12 protein-coding genes and 1 pseudogene are annotated in these 16,893 nt (G+C 46.4%); 8 read left to right on the plus strand and 5 right to left on the minus strand.

The annotated features are described in order from the left end of the window. Nucleotides 1–240: 240 nt before the first annotated feature. The 4 genes from KAI36_RS02200 (at nucleotide 241) to KAI36_RS02215 (ending at nucleotide 4,831) form a co-directional block, all read left to right on the plus strand. The gene (locus tag KAI36_RS02200) at nucleotides 241–1,302 is read left to right on the plus strand and encodes an EAL domain-containing protein (protein ID WP_220026804.1); all 1,062 of its coding nucleotides are present in this window, start codon (nucleotides 241–243) and stop codon (nucleotides 1,300–1,302) included. A gap of 397 nt (nucleotides 1,303–1,699) precedes the next feature. Beyond that, on the plus strand, nucleotides 1,700–2,713 hold the full coding sequence (locus tag KAI36_RS02205) for a zinc-dependent alcohol dehydrogenase family protein (protein WP_220026805.1): 1,014 nt from the start codon (nucleotides 1,700–1,702) through the stop codon (nucleotides 2,711–2,713). A gap of 153 nt (nucleotides 2,714–2,866) precedes the next feature. After that, entirely contained in the window at nucleotides 2,867–4,024 is a 1,158-nt protein-coding gene (locus KAI36_RS02210) for an SMP-30/gluconolactonase/LRE family protein (protein ID WP_220026806.1), read from the plus strand. 18 nt (nucleotides 4,025–4,042) lie between these two features. Then, nucleotides 4,043–4,831, plus strand: a complete 789-nt coding sequence (locus KAI36_RS02215; protein ID WP_220026807.1) for an SDR family oxidoreductase — start codon at nucleotides 4,043–4,045, stop codon at nucleotides 4,829–4,831. 222 nt (nucleotides 4,832–5,053) lie between these two features. On the opposite strand, the gene KAI36_RS02220 is transcribed toward KAI36_RS02215, so the two are convergent. After that, entirely contained in the window at nucleotides 5,054–6,145 is a 1,092-nt protein-coding gene (locus KAI36_RS02220) for a hypothetical protein (protein ID WP_220026808.1), read from the minus strand. A 272-nt stretch (nucleotides 6,146–6,417) separates the two neighbouring features. On the opposite strand from KAI36_RS02220, the gene KAI36_RS02225 reads away from it, so the two are divergent. Further along, on the plus strand, nucleotides 6,418–8,115 hold the full coding sequence (locus tag KAI36_RS02225; RefSeq protein WP_220026809.1) for a glycoside hydrolase family 13 protein: 1,698 nt from the start codon (nucleotides 6,418–6,420) through the stop codon (nucleotides 8,113–8,115). 71 nt (nucleotides 8,116–8,186) lie between these two features. On the opposite strand, the pseudogene KAI36_RS02230 reads toward KAI36_RS02225, so the two are convergent. Together KAI36_RS02230 and pdaA are read right to left on the minus strand one after the other, a co-directional pair. Next, nucleotides 8,187–8,954, minus strand: a pseudogene (locus KAI36_RS02230) (HAD-IIB family hydrolase). A gap of 160 nt (nucleotides 8,955–9,114) precedes the next feature. After that, nucleotides 9,115–9,912: a delta-lactam-biosynthetic de-N-acetylase gene (gene pdaA / locus KAI36_RS02235; protein WP_023986714.1), complete on the minus strand. Its 798-nt coding sequence runs from the start codon at nucleotides 9,910–9,912 to the stop codon at nucleotides 9,115–9,117. Between the two features lie 262 nt (nucleotides 9,913–10,174). Between pdaA and KAI36_RS02240 the strand changes: the two genes are divergently transcribed. Beyond that, nucleotides 10,175–11,197 carry a methionine ABC transporter ATP-binding protein gene (locus KAI36_RS02240; protein WP_025722905.1) on the plus strand — a complete coding sequence of 341 codons (1,023 nt, stop codon included), beginning with the start codon at nucleotides 10,175–10,177 and terminating at the stop codon, nucleotides 11,195–11,197. Next, nucleotides 11,194–11,859 (plus strand): methionine ABC transporter permease, encoded by a 666-nt coding sequence (locus KAI36_RS02245; RefSeq protein ID WP_023986716.1) that lies wholly within the window; start codon nucleotides 11,194–11,196, stop codon nucleotides 11,857–11,859. Before KAI36_RS02240 ends, KAI36_RS02245 begins: the two co-directional genes overlap by 4 nt. Here the strand turns inward: KAI36_RS02245 and KAI36_RS02250 are convergent. Both KAI36_RS02250 and KAI36_RS02255 read right to left on the minus strand, forming a co-directional pair. Further along, nucleotides 11,856–12,230, minus strand: coding sequence for a MerR family transcriptional regulator (locus KAI36_RS02250; RefSeq protein ID WP_025722906.1), 375 nt, complete (start codon nucleotides 12,228–12,230; stop codon nucleotides 11,856–11,858). The genes KAI36_RS02245 and KAI36_RS02250 overlap by 4 nt on opposite strands. Before the next feature lie 99 nt (nucleotides 12,231–12,329). Then, nucleotides 12,330–13,310 carry an aldo/keto reductase gene (locus KAI36_RS02255; protein WP_220026810.1) on the minus strand — a complete coding sequence of 327 codons (981 nt, stop codon included), beginning with the start codon at nucleotides 13,308–13,310 and terminating at the stop codon, nucleotides 12,330–12,332. A 276-nt stretch (nucleotides 13,311–13,586) separates the two neighbouring features. Here KAI36_RS02255 and KAI36_RS02260 point away from each other — a divergent pair, with 276 nt between their 5' ends. Continuing rightward, nucleotides 13,587–16,787: an S-layer homology domain-containing protein gene (locus KAI36_RS02260; RefSeq protein ID WP_220026811.1), complete on the plus strand. Its 3,201-nt coding sequence runs from the start codon at nucleotides 13,587–13,589 to the stop codon at nucleotides 16,785–16,787. The last annotated feature ends 106 nt before the right edge of the window (nucleotides 16,788–16,893 follow it).

The raw sequence follows: 16,893 nt of genomic DNA on the forward strand, positions 1-16,893 counted from the left end.
AGCAGCAAGTCTCTTTAACCAAGAGATTTGCTGCTTTTTTTGATGCCAAAAACCACAGCCCCGAATTTATCATGATTGCAAAAAGTTTTCTGATTTTTGTCGAATATGTACTTAAGTCCTAAGTTGTCGTAAAGAATAAGCTACTTTTTTGTAAAAACACGTAATTATATAGTGCTTTTGTTCTAGTTATTTGTGATATAATGGTGAAAAAACCGGAAAATTGTTCCGAGGAGGACCATTATGACATGCAGCAATTGCAGCATCATATTACCTATTAAGGATCAAGGATTGCTCAGAATTAGGCATTCCAGGGTGTCGCTTACTCCAGCATTAGATGGTTTGGGTATGCTATCGGAACAACTGAAGCAGGAACATGGGCGTGAGGGTAGCATAGAGTTTCGCTTTGACAGCCGTTCAGAGCTGGAACAGCTGGTTAACGGACTGGCTCGTCTGCCACAGGAATACCTGAACCATATGCAAGTTGTGGTAACGGGCTTGCATCATATCGAAGGATATGAGGACTGGCTTTTATTTAGTCAATTGCAAGCCAGACTGCAACATCCAGATATCGTGAGTATTATTAAGGATCAAAGTTTTTCCAGCCATATGCAGCCTATTGTTGACCACAAGCTGGATATTATCGGGTTTGAGTTTTTGCTGCGTCCGTCACATGCAGAGAGACCTTTTCAGCCTTTCCGGCTGTTTGAAATCGCCCGTGAAGCTGGCTTGCATGCTCATCTGGATCGCTCGGCTCGTATTTCCGCTATTGAAAAAAGTGCAACATGCCTTCCGGCGGGAATTAAACGTTTTATTAACTTTCTCCCTTCCACCATTTATAATCCGGCTTATTGCTTGAATCACACCTTTGAGACGATTGATCGGTTATCCATGAGTACGAAGGATTTTGTATTTGAGGTCGTAGAAACGGAAGAGATAGACGACCTTAATTTTTTACATCATATCTTTGATCAATATCGCAATCGAGGAGTTTCGGTGGCCCTGGACGATGTGGGGGCAGGTTATTCTACGACAGAGCTTATGAATTGCCTTCAGCCGGATTATGTTAAAATTGACCGCAGTATAATTGACGGCTGTCATAGTAACAGTGATCAGAAGCGGCAAATTACAGGGATTGTAGAATCGGCTTTTCGTTTTGGAGGCCAAGTGTTGGCTGAAGGCGTAGAGCAGATGGAGGATTTTGAATTTTGTCGTGAAGCAGGTGTATCACTGGCTCAGGGTTATTTGTTTGGCAAGCCGGAGCCTGGTCCGCCCTCCAATTTTATACTTAGTAACGTAATATAGTCAGGAACAAATTTAAGTAGACGTAGTTTATAAAAATTGGAGCTTAAATAAGGCTGTGGCATAAGCAAATTCCAATTCTATTGGACAGCGCTTTATCACCATTAATGTAAAAAACGCGAGTTGCAGAGATTATTTCACCCCTGCAACTCGCGTTTTTTGGTCATGCTTGCCCACCTGAGCAAGTTCTGGACAATCGAAGCCACCCAGTCTCCAATTTTACTTGGTAAGGAACGTTAAAAGCCCGGAAGCAGTTTACGACCGTTTTTATTTTTAAAGTAAAGATTGACGTCTTGAAGACAATTGGATACAGTGTATTGTATAAGAAACATCGTTTCTTTCATAATACACCGTATCCATACTAGGTAAAAAGTTTAACATTACAGGGAGGACAACCAAAATGAAAGCAGTGCAACTGAAAGACGGTTTTGGCTTTGAAGAGTTAACCTTGACGGAACTTGACATACCGGTGCCGGGACGGCTGGAAGTTCTGATCCGCATAAGGGCAGCGTCCCTGAATTACCGGGATTTGGTGATTATCAACGGGCTAATGCCGATCGGCATTCAATTTCCCTTCATTCCGTTATCCGATGGAGCGGGTGAAATTGTAGCTGTGGGCGAAGGGGTGACAAAATTTCAGGTTGGACAAAGGATAGCGGCAAATTTACAACAGAAATTCATTGGCGGGAGCACGAGAGCGGAGGTCTTAAAGGACAGTCTGGGGGGCCCGCTCAGTGGAGTGGCGGCTGAATATATCGTTCTGCATGAAGAAGGGGTCGTCGCTATTCCGGATCACCTTTCTTGGGAGGAGGCTTCCACCTTGCCGATTGCGGCATTAACCGCATGGAGCATGCTGATGGAATCCGGCGGGCTGCGAGCGGGGGATACGGTGCTCTTGCAAGGAACAGGCGGTGTTTCCATCTTTGGGCTTCAATTCTCTCTGATGGCGGGAGCACGGGTAATTATCACATCGAGCAGCAATGACAAGCTGGAACGGGCAAAGGCTCTCGGCGCATGGCAGACAATCAACTATTCAGAAGTTCCCGAGTGGGATAAGGTGGCTCTGGAGCTGACAGGCGGCGGAGTCGACCATGTCCTAGATGTAGGGGGAGCGGCAACAATGGCGCAATCCATCAATGCACTTCGTACCGGAGGGACTGTGAGCATGGTCGGATTCTTATCGGGCTTGACCATTCCTGAGTTCGATGTCACCAGCATTTTGCAGAAGGCTGCGACGATTCGCGGCAGCCAAGTCGGTAACCGGGAACATTTCGAAAACATGAATCGTGCCATTTCCCGCCATCGTTTACATCCTGTCATCGACCGGGTATTCCCGCTCAGCCGAATCGGCGAAGCCTTCGCACTTTTGGCTGAAGGAAAACAGTATTTCGGTAAAATCGTCGTTCAAATATAAATGAGCATTTTGCATAAATCCCAAGAGCGATTTCAAATCAGCAATATATAGATCGAAACGGTTTAGTTCGTCTATATAGTGTACCTTCGAGCGTTGGGAATCGAATTATGCAAAATGCTGAAATATTATTCACATCACATAGGAGGCACTCTAATGCCCAGTAAACCTGATTTATCTGTCAAAGATTCTCAAGGAAGAAAGACTAAGAAACCGCGTAAATGGCTACGTAGAACCGGATTATCGCTGCTGGCGGTAATCCTTCTGGGAGTGTTTATTTTTATGCTCATTCCTTCCCCTGTCCAGCCTGCAAAATGGCTTGCACCTTCGGCCCCCTCTTTTGAACAAGCGGGTCCATGGCAACAAAACAACAAACTCAGCTCCGCAGAGCTTGTTACAGATGCCCCTAAGTTTCCGGAATTTATCACCTTTGACAAGGAAGGGAATTTATATACGGGAGACTCCGACGGGAAAATTTATAAGGTTGCTTTTGATACAAAGGGCAATCCACAAAAGGCCCAGCTATATGCAGATACCAAAGGAACGCCCAATGGACTTATGTTTGACGCAAGTGGAAATCTGATCGTTACGGATGTTAAAAAGGGGCTGCTGTCGGTAGATCCTTCCGGTAACGTGACGGTGTTGGCCAATCAAGTCGACGGCACACCGATCTATTTGGCCAATGAGCTGGATATTGCCAAAGATGGTACCGTTTATTTTTCTGACACCTCCAATTATGGCAGTGTAGTCTTCAAAGAAATCGCCGAGAACAAGCCACATGGACGTTTGCTGAAATATGATCCGGCGACCAAGCAGACGACGGTTCTGTTGGAAGGCCTTTATTTTGCGAACGGAGTTGCCTTGTCTGCGGACGAAGATTTTGTACTTGTGGCAGAGTCGTATCACTACCAATTGACCCGATACTGGCTCAAAGGGCCGAAGAAGGGGACTTCGGATATTTTTGCGGATAATCTCGCTGGTTTTCCAGATAACATTACGCGTGATGATCAAGGCCATTTCTGGGTCGGTCTCTTCACCACACGTATTCCCTTTGTAGATCAGATGCATGGAAGCCCGTGGCTGGCTGGAATGATGGCCAAATTGCCTCAATCGCTGCTCAGCGGTGCAAGCGCACCTGTGAAGCATGGGCTTGCTGTGGAGCTTAATCCGCAGGGTAAACTCATCGGAAGCTGGCATGATCCTGAAGGCTCGCTTTATGGGGTAACCACGGCTGTCAACCATGACGGATATTTATATATAGGTACAGCTCCTGGAGGCAGCCAGGGGGTTCATCGCGTGCTTTTAACCAAATAAGCTTGAGGAGGGTTTAACATGATATTGGATGAGTTGAAATTATCCTGGAAAGCGAAAGAAAGCCTGGCCGGGAAAGTAGCTTTGGTAACAGGTGCAAGCAGCGGCATTGGGGCATCGATTGCAAAAAAACTGGCAAAGCGAGGCGCGTATGTAGCTGTATTGGCACGCCGTCAGGAGCGATTGGATGAATTGGTTCGCGACTTGCACCAAGAGGAATTGTACGAGGTCATGGCAATACCTGCCGATATCCAAAAAGCTGAAGACGTACAGCAGGCGGTCCACGCTATTCTTGAACGCTGGGGGCGGCTTGACATTATCGTTGCCAATGCCGGCTTCGGGTATCGAAGCCCACTGGCAGAAGTGGAACTGGAAAGATGGGAGGAGCTTTACAAGACGAATGTGCACGGTCTTGTCCTGACACTGAAGTACGGACTTCAGCCAATGAGGGAACAGGTCAAGGGGGATGTTGTCATTGTCTCCTCTATTGCAGCGAAGGAAGTGGTTGCCGGAGGAGGACTATACAGCGCTACCAAGTACGGCGTTAGCGCCATAGCCTCTGCATTGCGTTTGGAGACCAGTACGCAAGGAATTCGTGTAACTGCGATTCACCCCGGGGCGGTCGCGACGGAATTTTCGCAGGTGGCCGGATATCCCGAGCAGGAAATTCGGGCGTTTGCTTCGAGCGTTTTGCCGCTGCATCCCGATGATGTTGCAGAAGCTGCCCTTTATGCACTAGAGCAGCCGGAGCATGTCAATATTCCAGAGTTGACCATTATGCCTTCGAGGCAGGTCCAGCGGTTCAAATAGAGTGATATTTATTCTGACACAAACCGGGTAAGCATGAACCAAAAAGCGTGAGCTACAGGGGGGGATAACCCTTGCACTCGCGCTTTTTTATACTAATGACGAAGCGTGACTGTGCAATAAAGTTTAAAACCAGCTTTGGGACAGCTCCATTTACTATAGAGCAGACCATATCCTGTGAAAATTTTGGCCCCACGTTCGCTCATCCAGTCATCGTGAGCACAGCTATAGTGTAATGACGTACAGACCTAGCGGCGTAGTTGCACTGCCGGCCACCATGAAGCTGAGATCATAGCTGGATCTGCCGGGAGGGACGATGATATCAGCCAATCGGCATACCTTGGTATTATCTCGTAGCAGAGGGATACCATATACACGATCATCCACACGCACAGACCCGGCGAACGCACCCCCACGTGGATTGGCGTAGATGCGGACTGTACGGTCCTCGTCACTGTCATTAACGATGGGAATCGTCGCGTTGTATATGGTTCCGAATTGTCCGCGATTATCTAGCGCAGGCCCCAGCTCGCTGCGTGCCCCGGTAAACAGCAGATCGGCAGGAGTCTCGCCGTTCAGCTTTTTGGTGGCACACGCCCGATAGTTGGCGCTCTGTCCCACCACGTACTCTGGCATCCGCGCATTTGTTTCGGAAAAGGACCACACCCCTCGTGGATGCGCCTGTGGTGGAGGTACGGGAGGAAGCGCATCCATATGAATCTGGCGCAGATCGGTCTGCGTATCCTTGCTGATCACGGTGCGAATCACATAATCCAGCGTACCGTGGCCTTCAGCAAATTCTACTGTGAGATCATAGATGAATCCGGCCAGCGATCCTTCGGGCAGCTCAAATTCCTCCAGCAGGGCGGTGCCTTTGCCGAATTTATGACGGTCTGCTGGCTTCAGACGTTCCATCGTACCCGCCAAACAGCTTTTGGCAATAGACTGCCCGACATCTATAATCCAGTTGCCGTCCTCAGGCACAATCTTAAGGGCACGTTCAATATGACGTACCTCCAGTCCAGCAGCGCTTCTGTTCTCTACGGTGATGCCCAGTTTAACAGCGCTGCCGAGTTTGTTATAATGCCAGCCGAAAATGCGATGCTTGACCGTCCGGGTTGTGGTGCGAACCATGTCATGCCACAGGGTGGCTTGCTCGGTAGGTACCGTCACATGGGTAAGCGTCTCCGGGTTATCGCTAAGCATCAGGCGGCGTATTCCCCCCTCAGTGGCTGACTCCACATCCACATGGATGTTGGGCGGGATCACAGCAGTTTCCACAATCAGATCCTTTGGCTCCTTGGGTCGATGGTTCATGTAAATTCCTCCTTTTATTCAAAAGTGGCACCGCTTTGAGTACATGTATATGGGCAGTTCATAAATATAGGTAACTCCAGGTCCACTTTTACAACCTATTTTGCAAAATATTTTTTTAAAATAAATCTCTGTAGATTATAGAGGCTCTGCTAATGCGTCGAAGCAAGCTTACAAGACTCTTGTTCCCCTACACCAACGATTCGCAGACAGGTATTGCGTGTATGTTAAGAGCATAAGCTATTGGATGTACAGAGAAGCTACAGGAGGGAAACATGCCTAGAAAAATATGGTGGAAGGAAGCCGTTGTATATCAGATTTACCCGATCAGTTTTCAGGATTCTGACGGAGACGGTAAAGGAGACTTGCGAGGTATTTTGTCCAGGCTGGATTATTTGTGTGAGCTGGGTATTGATGTAATCTGGATTTGTCCGGTATATAAATCGCCTAATCACGATAACGGATATGATATTAGCGATTATTATGCCATTATGGATGAGTTTGGAACAATGGAGGATTTTGACGAACTGCTTCACCAGGCGCATGAACGAGGCATCAAAATCATGATGGATTTGGTATTAAACCATACATCGGATGAGCATCCGTGGTTTACGGAGTCACGCTCGTCCAAGGATAATCCGAAGCGGGACTACTACATATGGCGAACAGGCAAAAATGGCGGATATCCGAACAACTGGGAATCGTATTTTTCCGGTTCAGTGTGGAAATATGACAAGCTTACAGACGAATATTACATGCATCTGTATTCCGAGCATCAGCCGGATCTGAACTGGGAAAATGAAGAGATGGTGGGCGAGCTCTACCGCATGGTGGAATGGTGGTTGAAAAAGGGAGTCGATGGCTTCCGCTTTGACGCCATTGCCCATATTGTCAAAGCCGAAGGGCTGCCGGATGCCGATAATCCTGACAAACGAACCTTGGTGAGGGCCTATCAGCTTTTTTCCAATTTGGAGCAGGTACATGTGCTTCTTAGGGTGCTGAATGAAAAGGTGCTGGAGCGTTATCCGTTAATGACGGTCGGAGAAACGTCCGGTTTAGGACCGGAACAGGCACTTGATTATGTGGGGGACCAACGGCATGAGCTGAATATGGTTTTCCAATTTGAACACATGTTTATTGATGCACAAGGGCTAGGGACGGAAAAATGGAAATCCAAGCCGTGGACATTGGTGGAGCTGAAAAAAATAATGAGCAGCTGGCAGACAGTGCTTCATGAGGAAGGATGGAATGCCAATTATCTGAACAATCATGATCAGCCGCGGGCCCTCTCGCGATTTGCTAATGATGGACAATATCGCGTAGAGTCAGCCAAAATGCTGGCAACCTTCACACATATGTTAGAGGGTACGCCTTATATTTATCAAGGTGAGGAAATTGGCATGACGAATATCGCATTCCCGTCAATTGATGATTACCGGGATGTGGAAACGTTGAATTATTATGAGCAGCAACGGAAGATCGGTGAACCGGAGGAACAGATTATGGCGGCGATCTGGCGAAAAAGCCGGGATAATGCACGCACTCCTATGCAGTGGGATGCTGGTCCTGCGGCCGGATTTACCGATGGAGAGCCGTGGATGAAGATTAACGATAACTACACACACATTAATGCAGAGGCAGAAAGAAATAATCCGGACTCGGTTTTCCACTATTATCGCAAGTTAATTGCTCTGCGCAAACAACATGAGGTCATAGTCTATGGCGAATACAAGCTACTGTTGCCACTAGATACGGAGCTGTATGTATTCACTCGTATGTTGGGAAAAGAGTGTTTGCTGGTCATTTTGAATTTCTTTGATCGTGATCCGGTGTACCACTGGCCCGAGGAGGACTTTCCTGTCGCTAAGGCGGAGCTGCTGCTGTCCAACTACGAGCCGGTACAAGGGGAACAACTGCATGCATTGAAGCTGCGCCCATATGAAGCTAGAGTGTATAAGCTAAGCGTGCAATAGGCGTTGCTATCTGTAGAATGGTAAAGGGAAGGGAAGGCTCATAGAGAGACCTTCCCTTTCTTAGCGTTTGGCTAAATGGTTACTGTTTCAGCCAACTCACGTATTTTGGCGATAATCCGGTCTTCTAGATTTTTTCCCTCATTAGGGATCGATTCAGTCGCGAAGGCAGCCAGTTCAGCATGGTGATGAATCATGACGGCATGGTGTGCCTCCCTGAACATCGGAATATCATTCGCATCATTGCCGAAGGCTATAAATTGACGGGGCTGCACACCAAGCTTCTGAAGCGCGTTCCATTTATGGATATTTTGCGGGCTGATGTCCAGCACTTGTTCATTACGGTGTTGATGGATGACTACGCCGAGCGGTGAAAGCTTGGCGGCAAGCTCATCCATATCGTCAGCAGTTAAAATGAGCATTTTTACGATGGATTTCAGGGAATCCAAAGGCAGCTTTTGCGCCAACTTGCTGATATCCACATTGTTGAGTATAGGATGATCAGCTGCACCCGTATATGCATAATCCTACTCGCTGTCAATCAGATAGGTGGTTTGGTGTTCCTCCAGTAGTGCGAGCAGGGCATTCTTCACTTCCGGTAAAAAGGATTCCACGTGAGTTATACTGCCTTGTTGGGAGATCATAGAGCCGTTGCCACCAATCAGAGCATAGGTGTGAAAGCGTTTAGGAAGTACGGGTAACATGTCGCGAATCGGCCGTGCCGAGGCAAAAATGACTTCATGTCCCGCTCGGGACAATTGTTCCAGACAGCTTGCGATCTTATCCGACACACACTGCCCCTTAAAGCAAATCGTTCCATCCAGATCAAATACAAAATGCATGATGTACCTCCAAAAAATAGTGCTTTCCAATTCATTTCTTACAGTCATTATATCCATTACCTTCCTTGGTCGTAAACTAAAAAGCCCGATTCACACTGGCTACCATGGGCAGGTGTGGATCGGGCTGATAACGTATCGGCTCATTAAATTCAGTTACTATTTAGTGATAATGTTTCACCTTAAGGTCGTCTAGACTTTTAAACTCATACCCTTGCTTGCGAGCCTCGTCGATGATAGAAGCAAGCGCCTCGGCATTGTCCTTGGATACGGAATGAAGCAGAATAACCGCACCAGGGTGGAGCTGACGCATGACTTGACGATAGGCATAGTCCGTTCCTTGCTGAATATTTGTGTCCCAGTCTTTATAAGCTACAGACCAGAATACGCTCGTATATCCGGCCTCTCGACAGGAAGCCAATGCTTTTTCACTAAAAATGCCGCGAGGTGGCCGGACATATTTCATTTCTTTTTGCCCGGTTAGCTCTGCCGATGCATTTCGTACCCGATCCAGCTCAGACCGGATCTCTGCCGAAGAAATGGTGCTCATATCAGGATGGCTCCATGAATGGTTTCCGATAATATGACCCTCACTTGCCATGCGTCGCATCAAAGCAGGCTGGTCTTTTACAAAATGCCCCGTCACAAAGAAGGCGGCTGGGACCTTTTTGGCCTTCAATACATCCAGCACTTTCGGAGTATACCCATTCTCATAGCCGTTGTCGAAAGTGAGAAATAATTCTTTTTTAGTCGTATCCCCCAGAAAGATGCCACCTTGTCTTTCGATCAGGTGCATAAAGCCTTCTTGTGCGATAGAAGGTAGCTCTCCTCCCTTACTTTTTTTAAACCCAAAATGATAAGGCTGTCCGTCAACAGTCTGAGTGGCCCATGCGGGTTCCGCCGTAACTGCCAACATCCCCATAACTGCAACGCATAGCCACAAGGTAAATATTCGCTTCATCTATGTTCCTCCGCTTCCGTCCCGTTCGGGTAAGGTGTGTATGCTTCGGCATATTTCATACCATCTGCAATATCATGCTGATTTATGCAAGGACATGAACTAACCAGACTCAAAACACATATTGACATGAATATTAAATCGAAGTAGTATACTTTATAAAACTTACTAGAATACTCGGATTTAATTCGATCGTTCATGCCAAAGAAAAGCAATCAGCTCAGAACATCTTACATACTTGTGAGAACGGAAGGAGTTAGGACTCATGATTGAACTTAGGAATGTATCCAAAACCTATGTGAGAAAAGGCCTAAGCATTGAAGCGTTAAAAAATATAAATATCAAAGTGGATAAAGGAGATATTTTCGGATTTATCGGATTCAGTGGCGCTGGGAAAAGTACGCTGATCCGTTTGGTCAATCGTCTGGAGAAAGTAACCAGCGGAGAGGTTCTTGTTGAGGGAGAACAGTTAAATACCTATTCGACCTCTGGGCTGCGAAAGGTAAGGAAGAAGATCGGAATGATTTTTCAGCATTTTAATCTGCTGGAATCAAAAACGGTGTTCGACAACATTGCAATTCCGTTGGTGCTGCTTAAGCGCAACAAACGGGAAATAGAGGGGCGTGTGAAAGAGCTTTTGGCGTTCATAGGATTGTCGGACAAGGCGAACAGCTATCCCAACGAGCTTTCCGGCGGACAAAAGCAGCGTGTCGGGATTGCACGGGCGCTTGCGAGCAACCCATCCATTTTGCTCTGTGATGAGGCAACCTCGGCGCTTGATCCACAGACCACGCAGTCTATTCTCGACTTGCTTCGCAAAATTAACAAGGAATACAAGATTACCATTTTGATTATCACCCATGAGATGTCGGTCATTCAGCGAATATGCAACAAGGTAGCCGTAATGGAAAAAGGGGAAATCATCGAGCAGGGCAATGTCCTGGAGGTATTCGGGCAGCCGCAGCACCCGACGACGCAGAGCTTTGTACGCACGGTCATTCACGATGCAGTACCCGAGAGTGTGCTGCAAACGTTCGAACAGCAAGAATCACAGCGGATTTACAAGTTGGAATTTATAGGACAGGTTGCTTCTGATCCGGTGGTTCATGAATTGATTCGGCAACATGATATCCATGTGAACATTTTATTTGCCAACATGACGGAGATTCAAGAAACAACGATTGGCTATATGACGATCCAACTGCGCGGTGGACAGCATTCCATTCAGCAGGCTGTTGATTTTATCAAGAGCAAAGGAGTCCATATTCAGGAGGTAGAGAGTCTATGATGATTACAGGAACCACGATAACCTGGGATCAACTGTGGGAAGCTTTGTATGAATCCGTGCTCATGGTCAGCATATCATTATTCATTGGCGCCCTGATCGGTATCCCTATCGGTATTTTACTCGTCATCACCCGTCCGGGCGGAATTCTGGAGAACAAATGGCTGCACAATATTTTGAATCCAATCATAAACATTGTTCGCTCCTTACCCTTTATTATCTTGCTGATTGCGATCATTCCGTTAACTCGTCTGATTGTGAATACATCCATTGGGACCAGTGCGGCAATTGTCCCCTTGATTGTATATATTGCGCCATATATCGGCAGGCTGGTCGAAAACTCGCTGTTGGAGGTAAATCCGGGGATACTGGAGGCAGCAGATGCGATGGGGGCGACTCCATTCCAGGTCATTCGATATTTTTTGCTTCCTGAGGCATTCAGTTCTCTGATTTTGTCGTTAACGACAGCATCCATTGGTCTGATTGGTGCTACTGCTATGGCTGGTGCGGTCGGCGGAGGCGGAATTGGTGATCTGGCGATCGCATATGGCTATCAACGTTTTGATACGCTGGTTATGCTGATTACCGTCATCATTCTAGTCTTGTTTGTACAAGGTGTTCAGTCCTTGGGCAACCTATTGTCTCGTAAAGCGCGCAGGGGTTAAATTAGATGTTTTTCTTTTTCACCTATTGTTTGTTCATAGCTTGTAATTTTATAATCCATGCGTTCCAACACATTTTCCATATCTTTCATTTTTGCAATGAGCTGCTTGCGCTGCTCTATTAAGAGTTCTTTTCTAGCATTCATCGTTTCATCACCCTGTTGGAATAACCTAACATACTCAATCAAAATTTCAATGGGAAGTCCTACGCCTCGCATACATTTAATATATTCAACCCATCTGCAATCTTCTTCCGTGTAATCCCTGATGCCACTTTTATTACGGTTCACACGCGGAATAAGTCCGATGCGTTCATAATAGCGGAGTGTATCCTGAGATAGTTCAAATTTTTTGCTTACTTCTGCGATCAACATGCAGACTTCACCTCCTGATTTCTGATCAAGAAACGCCCTATGTAAATGAATAGGGCGTTCTTGTCGTTTCTTATTTCGAAACTGTCATTTCATCCATATTTACTGAGCGCCAACTACCGGATGAGGAACATACGGCTCTTCCAGTAATGCAATTTCTTCAGGTGTTAATGTAATCGAAAGAGCAGCTACTGCATCTTCAAGATGAGACGTTTTCGTAGCACCGATAATGGGAGCTGTTACCGGTTCTTTCTGTAGCAACCAGGCAAGTGCGATTTGAACGCGGGGAACTCCACGTTTTTCTGCGATGGCCGCAACCTGCTCCACGATCAATCGATCGGTATCTGCAGTTGCATCGTATTTAGATTTCGCAACTTGATCGGTTTCGGAACGATGTGTTGTTTCCTGCGCATCACGCGTCAATCTTCCACCTGCAAGCGGGCTGTATGGAATCACACCGATTTTTTCTTCCTTACAAAGCGGCAGCATCTCTCTCTCCTCTTCACGATATAAGAGATTTAAATGATTCTGCATTGATACAAATCGGGTCCATCCATTCTTTTCAGCGACATGTAACGCCTTTAGAAACTGCCATGCGTACATGGCAGAAGCACCAATATATCTTGCCTTCCCGGCCTTCACAACATCATGTAATGCTTCCATCGTCTCTTCAATAGGGGTATTGTAATCCCAGCGATGGATTTGGTACAGATCCACATAATCTGTCCCCAGTCGCTTAAGGCTCTTATCTATTTCACTCATGATAGCCTTTCGGGAAAGTCCCGCACCATTCGGGCCTTGATGCATACGGAAATGAACCTTGGTCGCGAGGACAATTTCATCTCGATTTGCATAATCCTTTAAAGCCCGTCCAACAATTTCTTCGCTAGTTCCATCTGAATATACATTCGCGGTATCAAAAAAATTAATACCTAGCTCCAGGGCATTTTTTATAATGGGACGACTGCGCTCTTCATCTAGTATCCATGGGTGAATCCACCGTTCTGCAACCCCAAAGCCCATACACCCAAGACAAAGCCGGGATACATCCAAGCCGGTAGTTCCAAGTTTTACATAGTCCATTTGATTATACCTCGCTTTCCTAGATATTGTTTTCTTCAAATGTAGTCTACTCCAGCTACTTACACCGGATATTATTACATTTGGAGTTCACTCCAAGTCAAGCAATTTTGTTGCGGGGATGTCTTAATATAGGACTAATTGTTCAGAATCGGTTCAGTAGGGTTTCGTATAATTCTCTTAGCATAGTTCCTTGGTTGCATAATCCGTAGAACTAAACATGACTAAAGACTTCGATAAAACAGGATATATGCCAATAAATAGTGTCTAGGAGTGGAAATGTTGAAACTTGTAAATCGAAATAAATGGATTGCATCTGCGATGGTATTGGGTATTGCTTCAGGTTCAATCGTATCTCTGCCTTGGGTGGGCGGCGTCCAGACTGCTTATGCAGCGACAGCAGATACGCAAAGCGAAACTGGATTTGTAGCACAAGCCCGCACCTTGGGTTTGATGACAGGCGGTAAGCAGGGCGATTTTATGGCACAAAAGAATTTGACCCGCGCAGAAGCGGCTAAAATTTTGTGCAGTCTGTTCCAGTTGGAAGTTAACAATCAGCAGCAAACTTCTTTTATGGATGTATCGTCCGATGCATGGGGCGCTCCCTATATTGAGGCTGTACGTGCAGCCGGGTATATGACAGGCAACGGGGAACTGTTCCGTCCGGGGGATGCCATTACCAAGGAAGAACTGATTGTATCGCTAGTACGTGCAATGGACTTACAGGATGCCAGCACAGCGAATGCACAGCAAAATGCAGTTCAGGTTGCCCGCTCTTACGGTCTGTTATCAGAGGATGCTTCTGCAACGGATTTGAAAAATCCATTGAACCGGGAGAGTGGTGCAGAAGTATTCGTCAGCCTGCTGGATCATCCGGTAGGAGAAGTGAAATCAGAGGGCAATACCGTTCGAATCGGAAATATCCCTTACCAGTTAGAAGGGTCTTTGCAAGGTTTGTTCGGTGAAAATAACAAAGCTGTATTAAAAGGGGCAAAATTCGACCTTAACCGTAATTTGCGTACACTGACAGGTGTGAATAAGCTGGAAATTAACGCAGACGGCGGCGTATTTGACGGTAAGGGTGTATCTTTTGAGGGACGCCTAATCGTTAATGGCTCAGTAACCTTGAAGAACATGTCCTCCACAGGCGTCTTGGAAATCAAAGGCTCAGGAACTCAGCCTGTATCGGCCATTTTGGAAAATACGGCATGGTCCGGTGTGGAGCTTGGCTCCAAGGATGCCAAGCTGACCGCAACCGGGACGACCAAGATCGACAACCTGACGCTGAAAAATGATGCATCGATCGTGACCGAGGGAAATGCCGCGATTAGCCGTGTTTCGTTGCAACAGGGACTGGGCAAGCTGTTGGTTAGCGGTAGTATTGGTTTGCTGGATGCATCACAATATGTGGGTGTTCCCTTTATTACGCTGGCTAAGGGAGCTACAATCAACCAGCTTAACCTGCCGGAACAAAAACAGCCGCAGGATGTTATCATTAACTATGATGCGATGAAAGAAGCTGTTAGTCTCGTAAATGGTACGAAGAACTCATCCTCTGCTGGATCGGTTGTCACGGACACAGATAGCAAAGATAAGAAAAAACACGACAGCGTCATTGTTAGCGTTGACCGCAGTCAGCTGGAGACAGAAGTCCATGCAGCCAAAGAACTGCTGGAGCGTGCAGGTGAGGGTGGACCGGATCAGGCGCTTTACACGGCCGTAGCGAAGGAAAGCTTGTCCATAGCAATCAATCAAGCTACGCTGGTACTGAACAATACAGCAGCTACACAGGCAGAAGTAGATCAAGCGCTCAGCACATTGAAACGGGATGTTTCTGTGTACACAGCTTCAGTCACAGAACCGGTGATTGGAACACAGGAATTAGTTAGACTGATTCAGGTAGCTTCGACTACCCTTGAACAAAACCGAATGGTTGGCGACGAATTCCCGCCTCTTTGGGATGAATCACTAAGTCAAGCTATTCAATTTGGCAACAATGTGTTGGAAGGGAATGCGCCTCAAAATATTGTGGATCGGGAAGTAAAAAGCTTGCGTCGAGTAATTGAAGTCTACAATGCATCAGTAAAACTCCGAGATGCCTATCTGCATTTTCTTGATGTAACGGATCGTGTGGAGAATTTGAAAACAGACAAAGCGCGTTACAAGTCTTTAGTGAGAGAAGGATTAAATATATATGTGAACCCATTAGCTACAACTGAGCAGTTGGATGAATGGACACAAAAAATAGAAGTTGCCACAGAATCATTCTTGGCACTGCAAGCAGCGGACTTCTCAGTGCTTAAAAATACTCTACAAGAAGCGCAGGTTATCTACGATCAGAGTGGTTCTCAAAATGCTGAACTAGACAACCTCATTCAGGAATATACAGAGAAGATGCACACCGCTATGACGCAGCAGGACGTATTGACCTTGAACATGGAGCTGAGTCAAAGACTTGCGGAATTCACTGCGCCAGTGCCTGCTACAACTCGGGAAAAACTGCAACAGCTGGTTCAAGATATTCAACTGAAACTACTGTCTGACCCTGTTGCTCGTAATTACTTGCTCACGGAAATAATGCCTTTAGAGCAACTAACAGGACAAGCCAACTTTGCACTCATTATGCCGTTTACTCCTGAGGAGCAATTGGTAATCTCTTATAATCAATTAAGTCAGGCTAAAGGGACCTATATTGAAAAATATAACGAGAAAAGACTACAATTGAGACACGAAATCATTGAAATGCAGACATCGATCAATGGAATTTTGGTGCAAAATTCAGGCACATTAAGCGCTGAAGCTCAGCAAGCCTTATCTTCGGCTTCAGAGCATGCCTCCATCTTCTTGAGTTTGTCCAGCTTTAAATTACAAGACGTTGTTCCCGTATACGAGGAGTTGCAACAGGTAAAGAGCCAGTATGCTGTACCAATAGCGGTGGATACCACGTTGTTGAATTTCAACATAAATTTAGCTAATAATGAAGTTCAGACGTTCGGTCGTCATTATACCGAACAAGATAACGAAGAACTTCAAGGGCAAATTAATCAGGCAAACCTTGTGCTTCATACTCCAGATAGCACACAGCTGCAGGTAGACCAGGCTAACACGGATTTGATTACAGCGTTTTCGAACTACCAATCCAAATGGATAGTAACTGGTCAGGATATCTATGAGCTCAAGACAATTGCGAACAATCTGCTCACAGCAAATGGTACAGATCCAACGACGATCTACTTTCACAGAGTAGTGGATGCATTCAATCATCTGGACCAGTATTATCCTATGCCGGAAATCAAGAAAAATTATATGAATCTGGAAGATGCGATTCAGGAGTATAAAGATTTTGTAGCCAGCCAGCAACAAAGCAGCGGAACAGGAAGCAGTGACAGCAACGGTGGAGCAACGCCACCGAGCGATAACAGCGGAGACGATTCAGGCTCGATTCCTGGCGGTGGTAATGATGAAGGCATGATTCCTTAATAAGGGGAATATAGGGAGTAAAAAGGTGTCTAGAAGGGGACGATTCCGCACAGATTTTTGTCTGCGGCGGGCGTCCCTTTTTGCATGGGCAGCGCTTCTAATACAG

This window comes from Paenibacillus sp. S02, from assembly GCF_019454065.1.
Classification (GTDB): domain Bacteria; phylum Bacillota; class Bacilli; order Paenibacillales; family Paenibacillaceae; genus Paenibacillus; species Paenibacillus polymyxa_B.

Excerpts from the sequence above, each read along its gene's own strand:
- KAI36_RS02240 (WP_025722905.1), top strand. The coding sequence starts at position 10,175 with ATGATTGAACTTAGGAATGTATCCAAAACCTATGTGAGAAAAGGCCTA.
- KAI36_RS02245 (WP_023986716.1), top strand. The coding sequence starts at position 11,194 with ATGATGATTACAGGAACCACGATAACCTGGGATCAACTGTGGGAAGCT.
- KAI36_RS02210 (WP_220026806.1), top strand. The coding sequence starts at position 2,867 with ATGCCCAGTAAACCTGATTTATCTGTCAAAGATTCTCAAGGAAGAAAG.
- KAI36_RS02225 (WP_220026809.1), top strand. The coding sequence starts at position 6,418 with ATGCCTAGAAAAATATGGTGGAAGGAAGCCGTTGTATATCAGATTTAC.
- KAI36_RS02260 (WP_220026811.1), top strand. The coding sequence starts at position 13,587 with ATGTTGAAACTTGTAAATCGAAATAAATGGATTGCATCTGCGATGGTA.
- KAI36_RS02200 (WP_220026804.1), top strand. The coding sequence starts at position 241 with ATGACATGCAGCAATTGCAGCATCATATTACCTATTAAGGATCAAGGA.
- KAI36_RS02250 (WP_025722906.1), bottom strand. The coding sequence starts at position 12,230 with ATGTTGATCGCAGAAGTAAGCAAAAAATTTGAACTATCTCAGGATACA.
- KAI36_RS02205 (WP_220026805.1), top strand. The coding sequence starts at position 1,700 with ATGAAAGCAGTGCAACTGAAAGACGGTTTTGGCTTTGAAGAGTTAACC.
- pdaA (WP_023986714.1), bottom strand. The coding sequence starts at position 9,912 with ATGAAGCGAATATTTACCTTGTGGCTATGCGTTGCAGTTATGGGGATG.
- KAI36_RS02220 (WP_220026808.1), bottom strand. The coding sequence starts at position 6,145 with ATGAACCATCGACCCAAGGAGCCAAAGGATCTGATTGTGGAAACTGCT.
- KAI36_RS02255 (WP_220026810.1), bottom strand. The coding sequence starts at position 13,310 with ATGGACTATGTAAAACTTGGAACTACCGGCTTGGATGTATCCCGGCTT.
- KAI36_RS02215 (WP_220026807.1), top strand. The coding sequence starts at position 4,043 with ATGATATTGGATGAGTTGAAATTATCCTGGAAAGCGAAAGAAAGCCTG.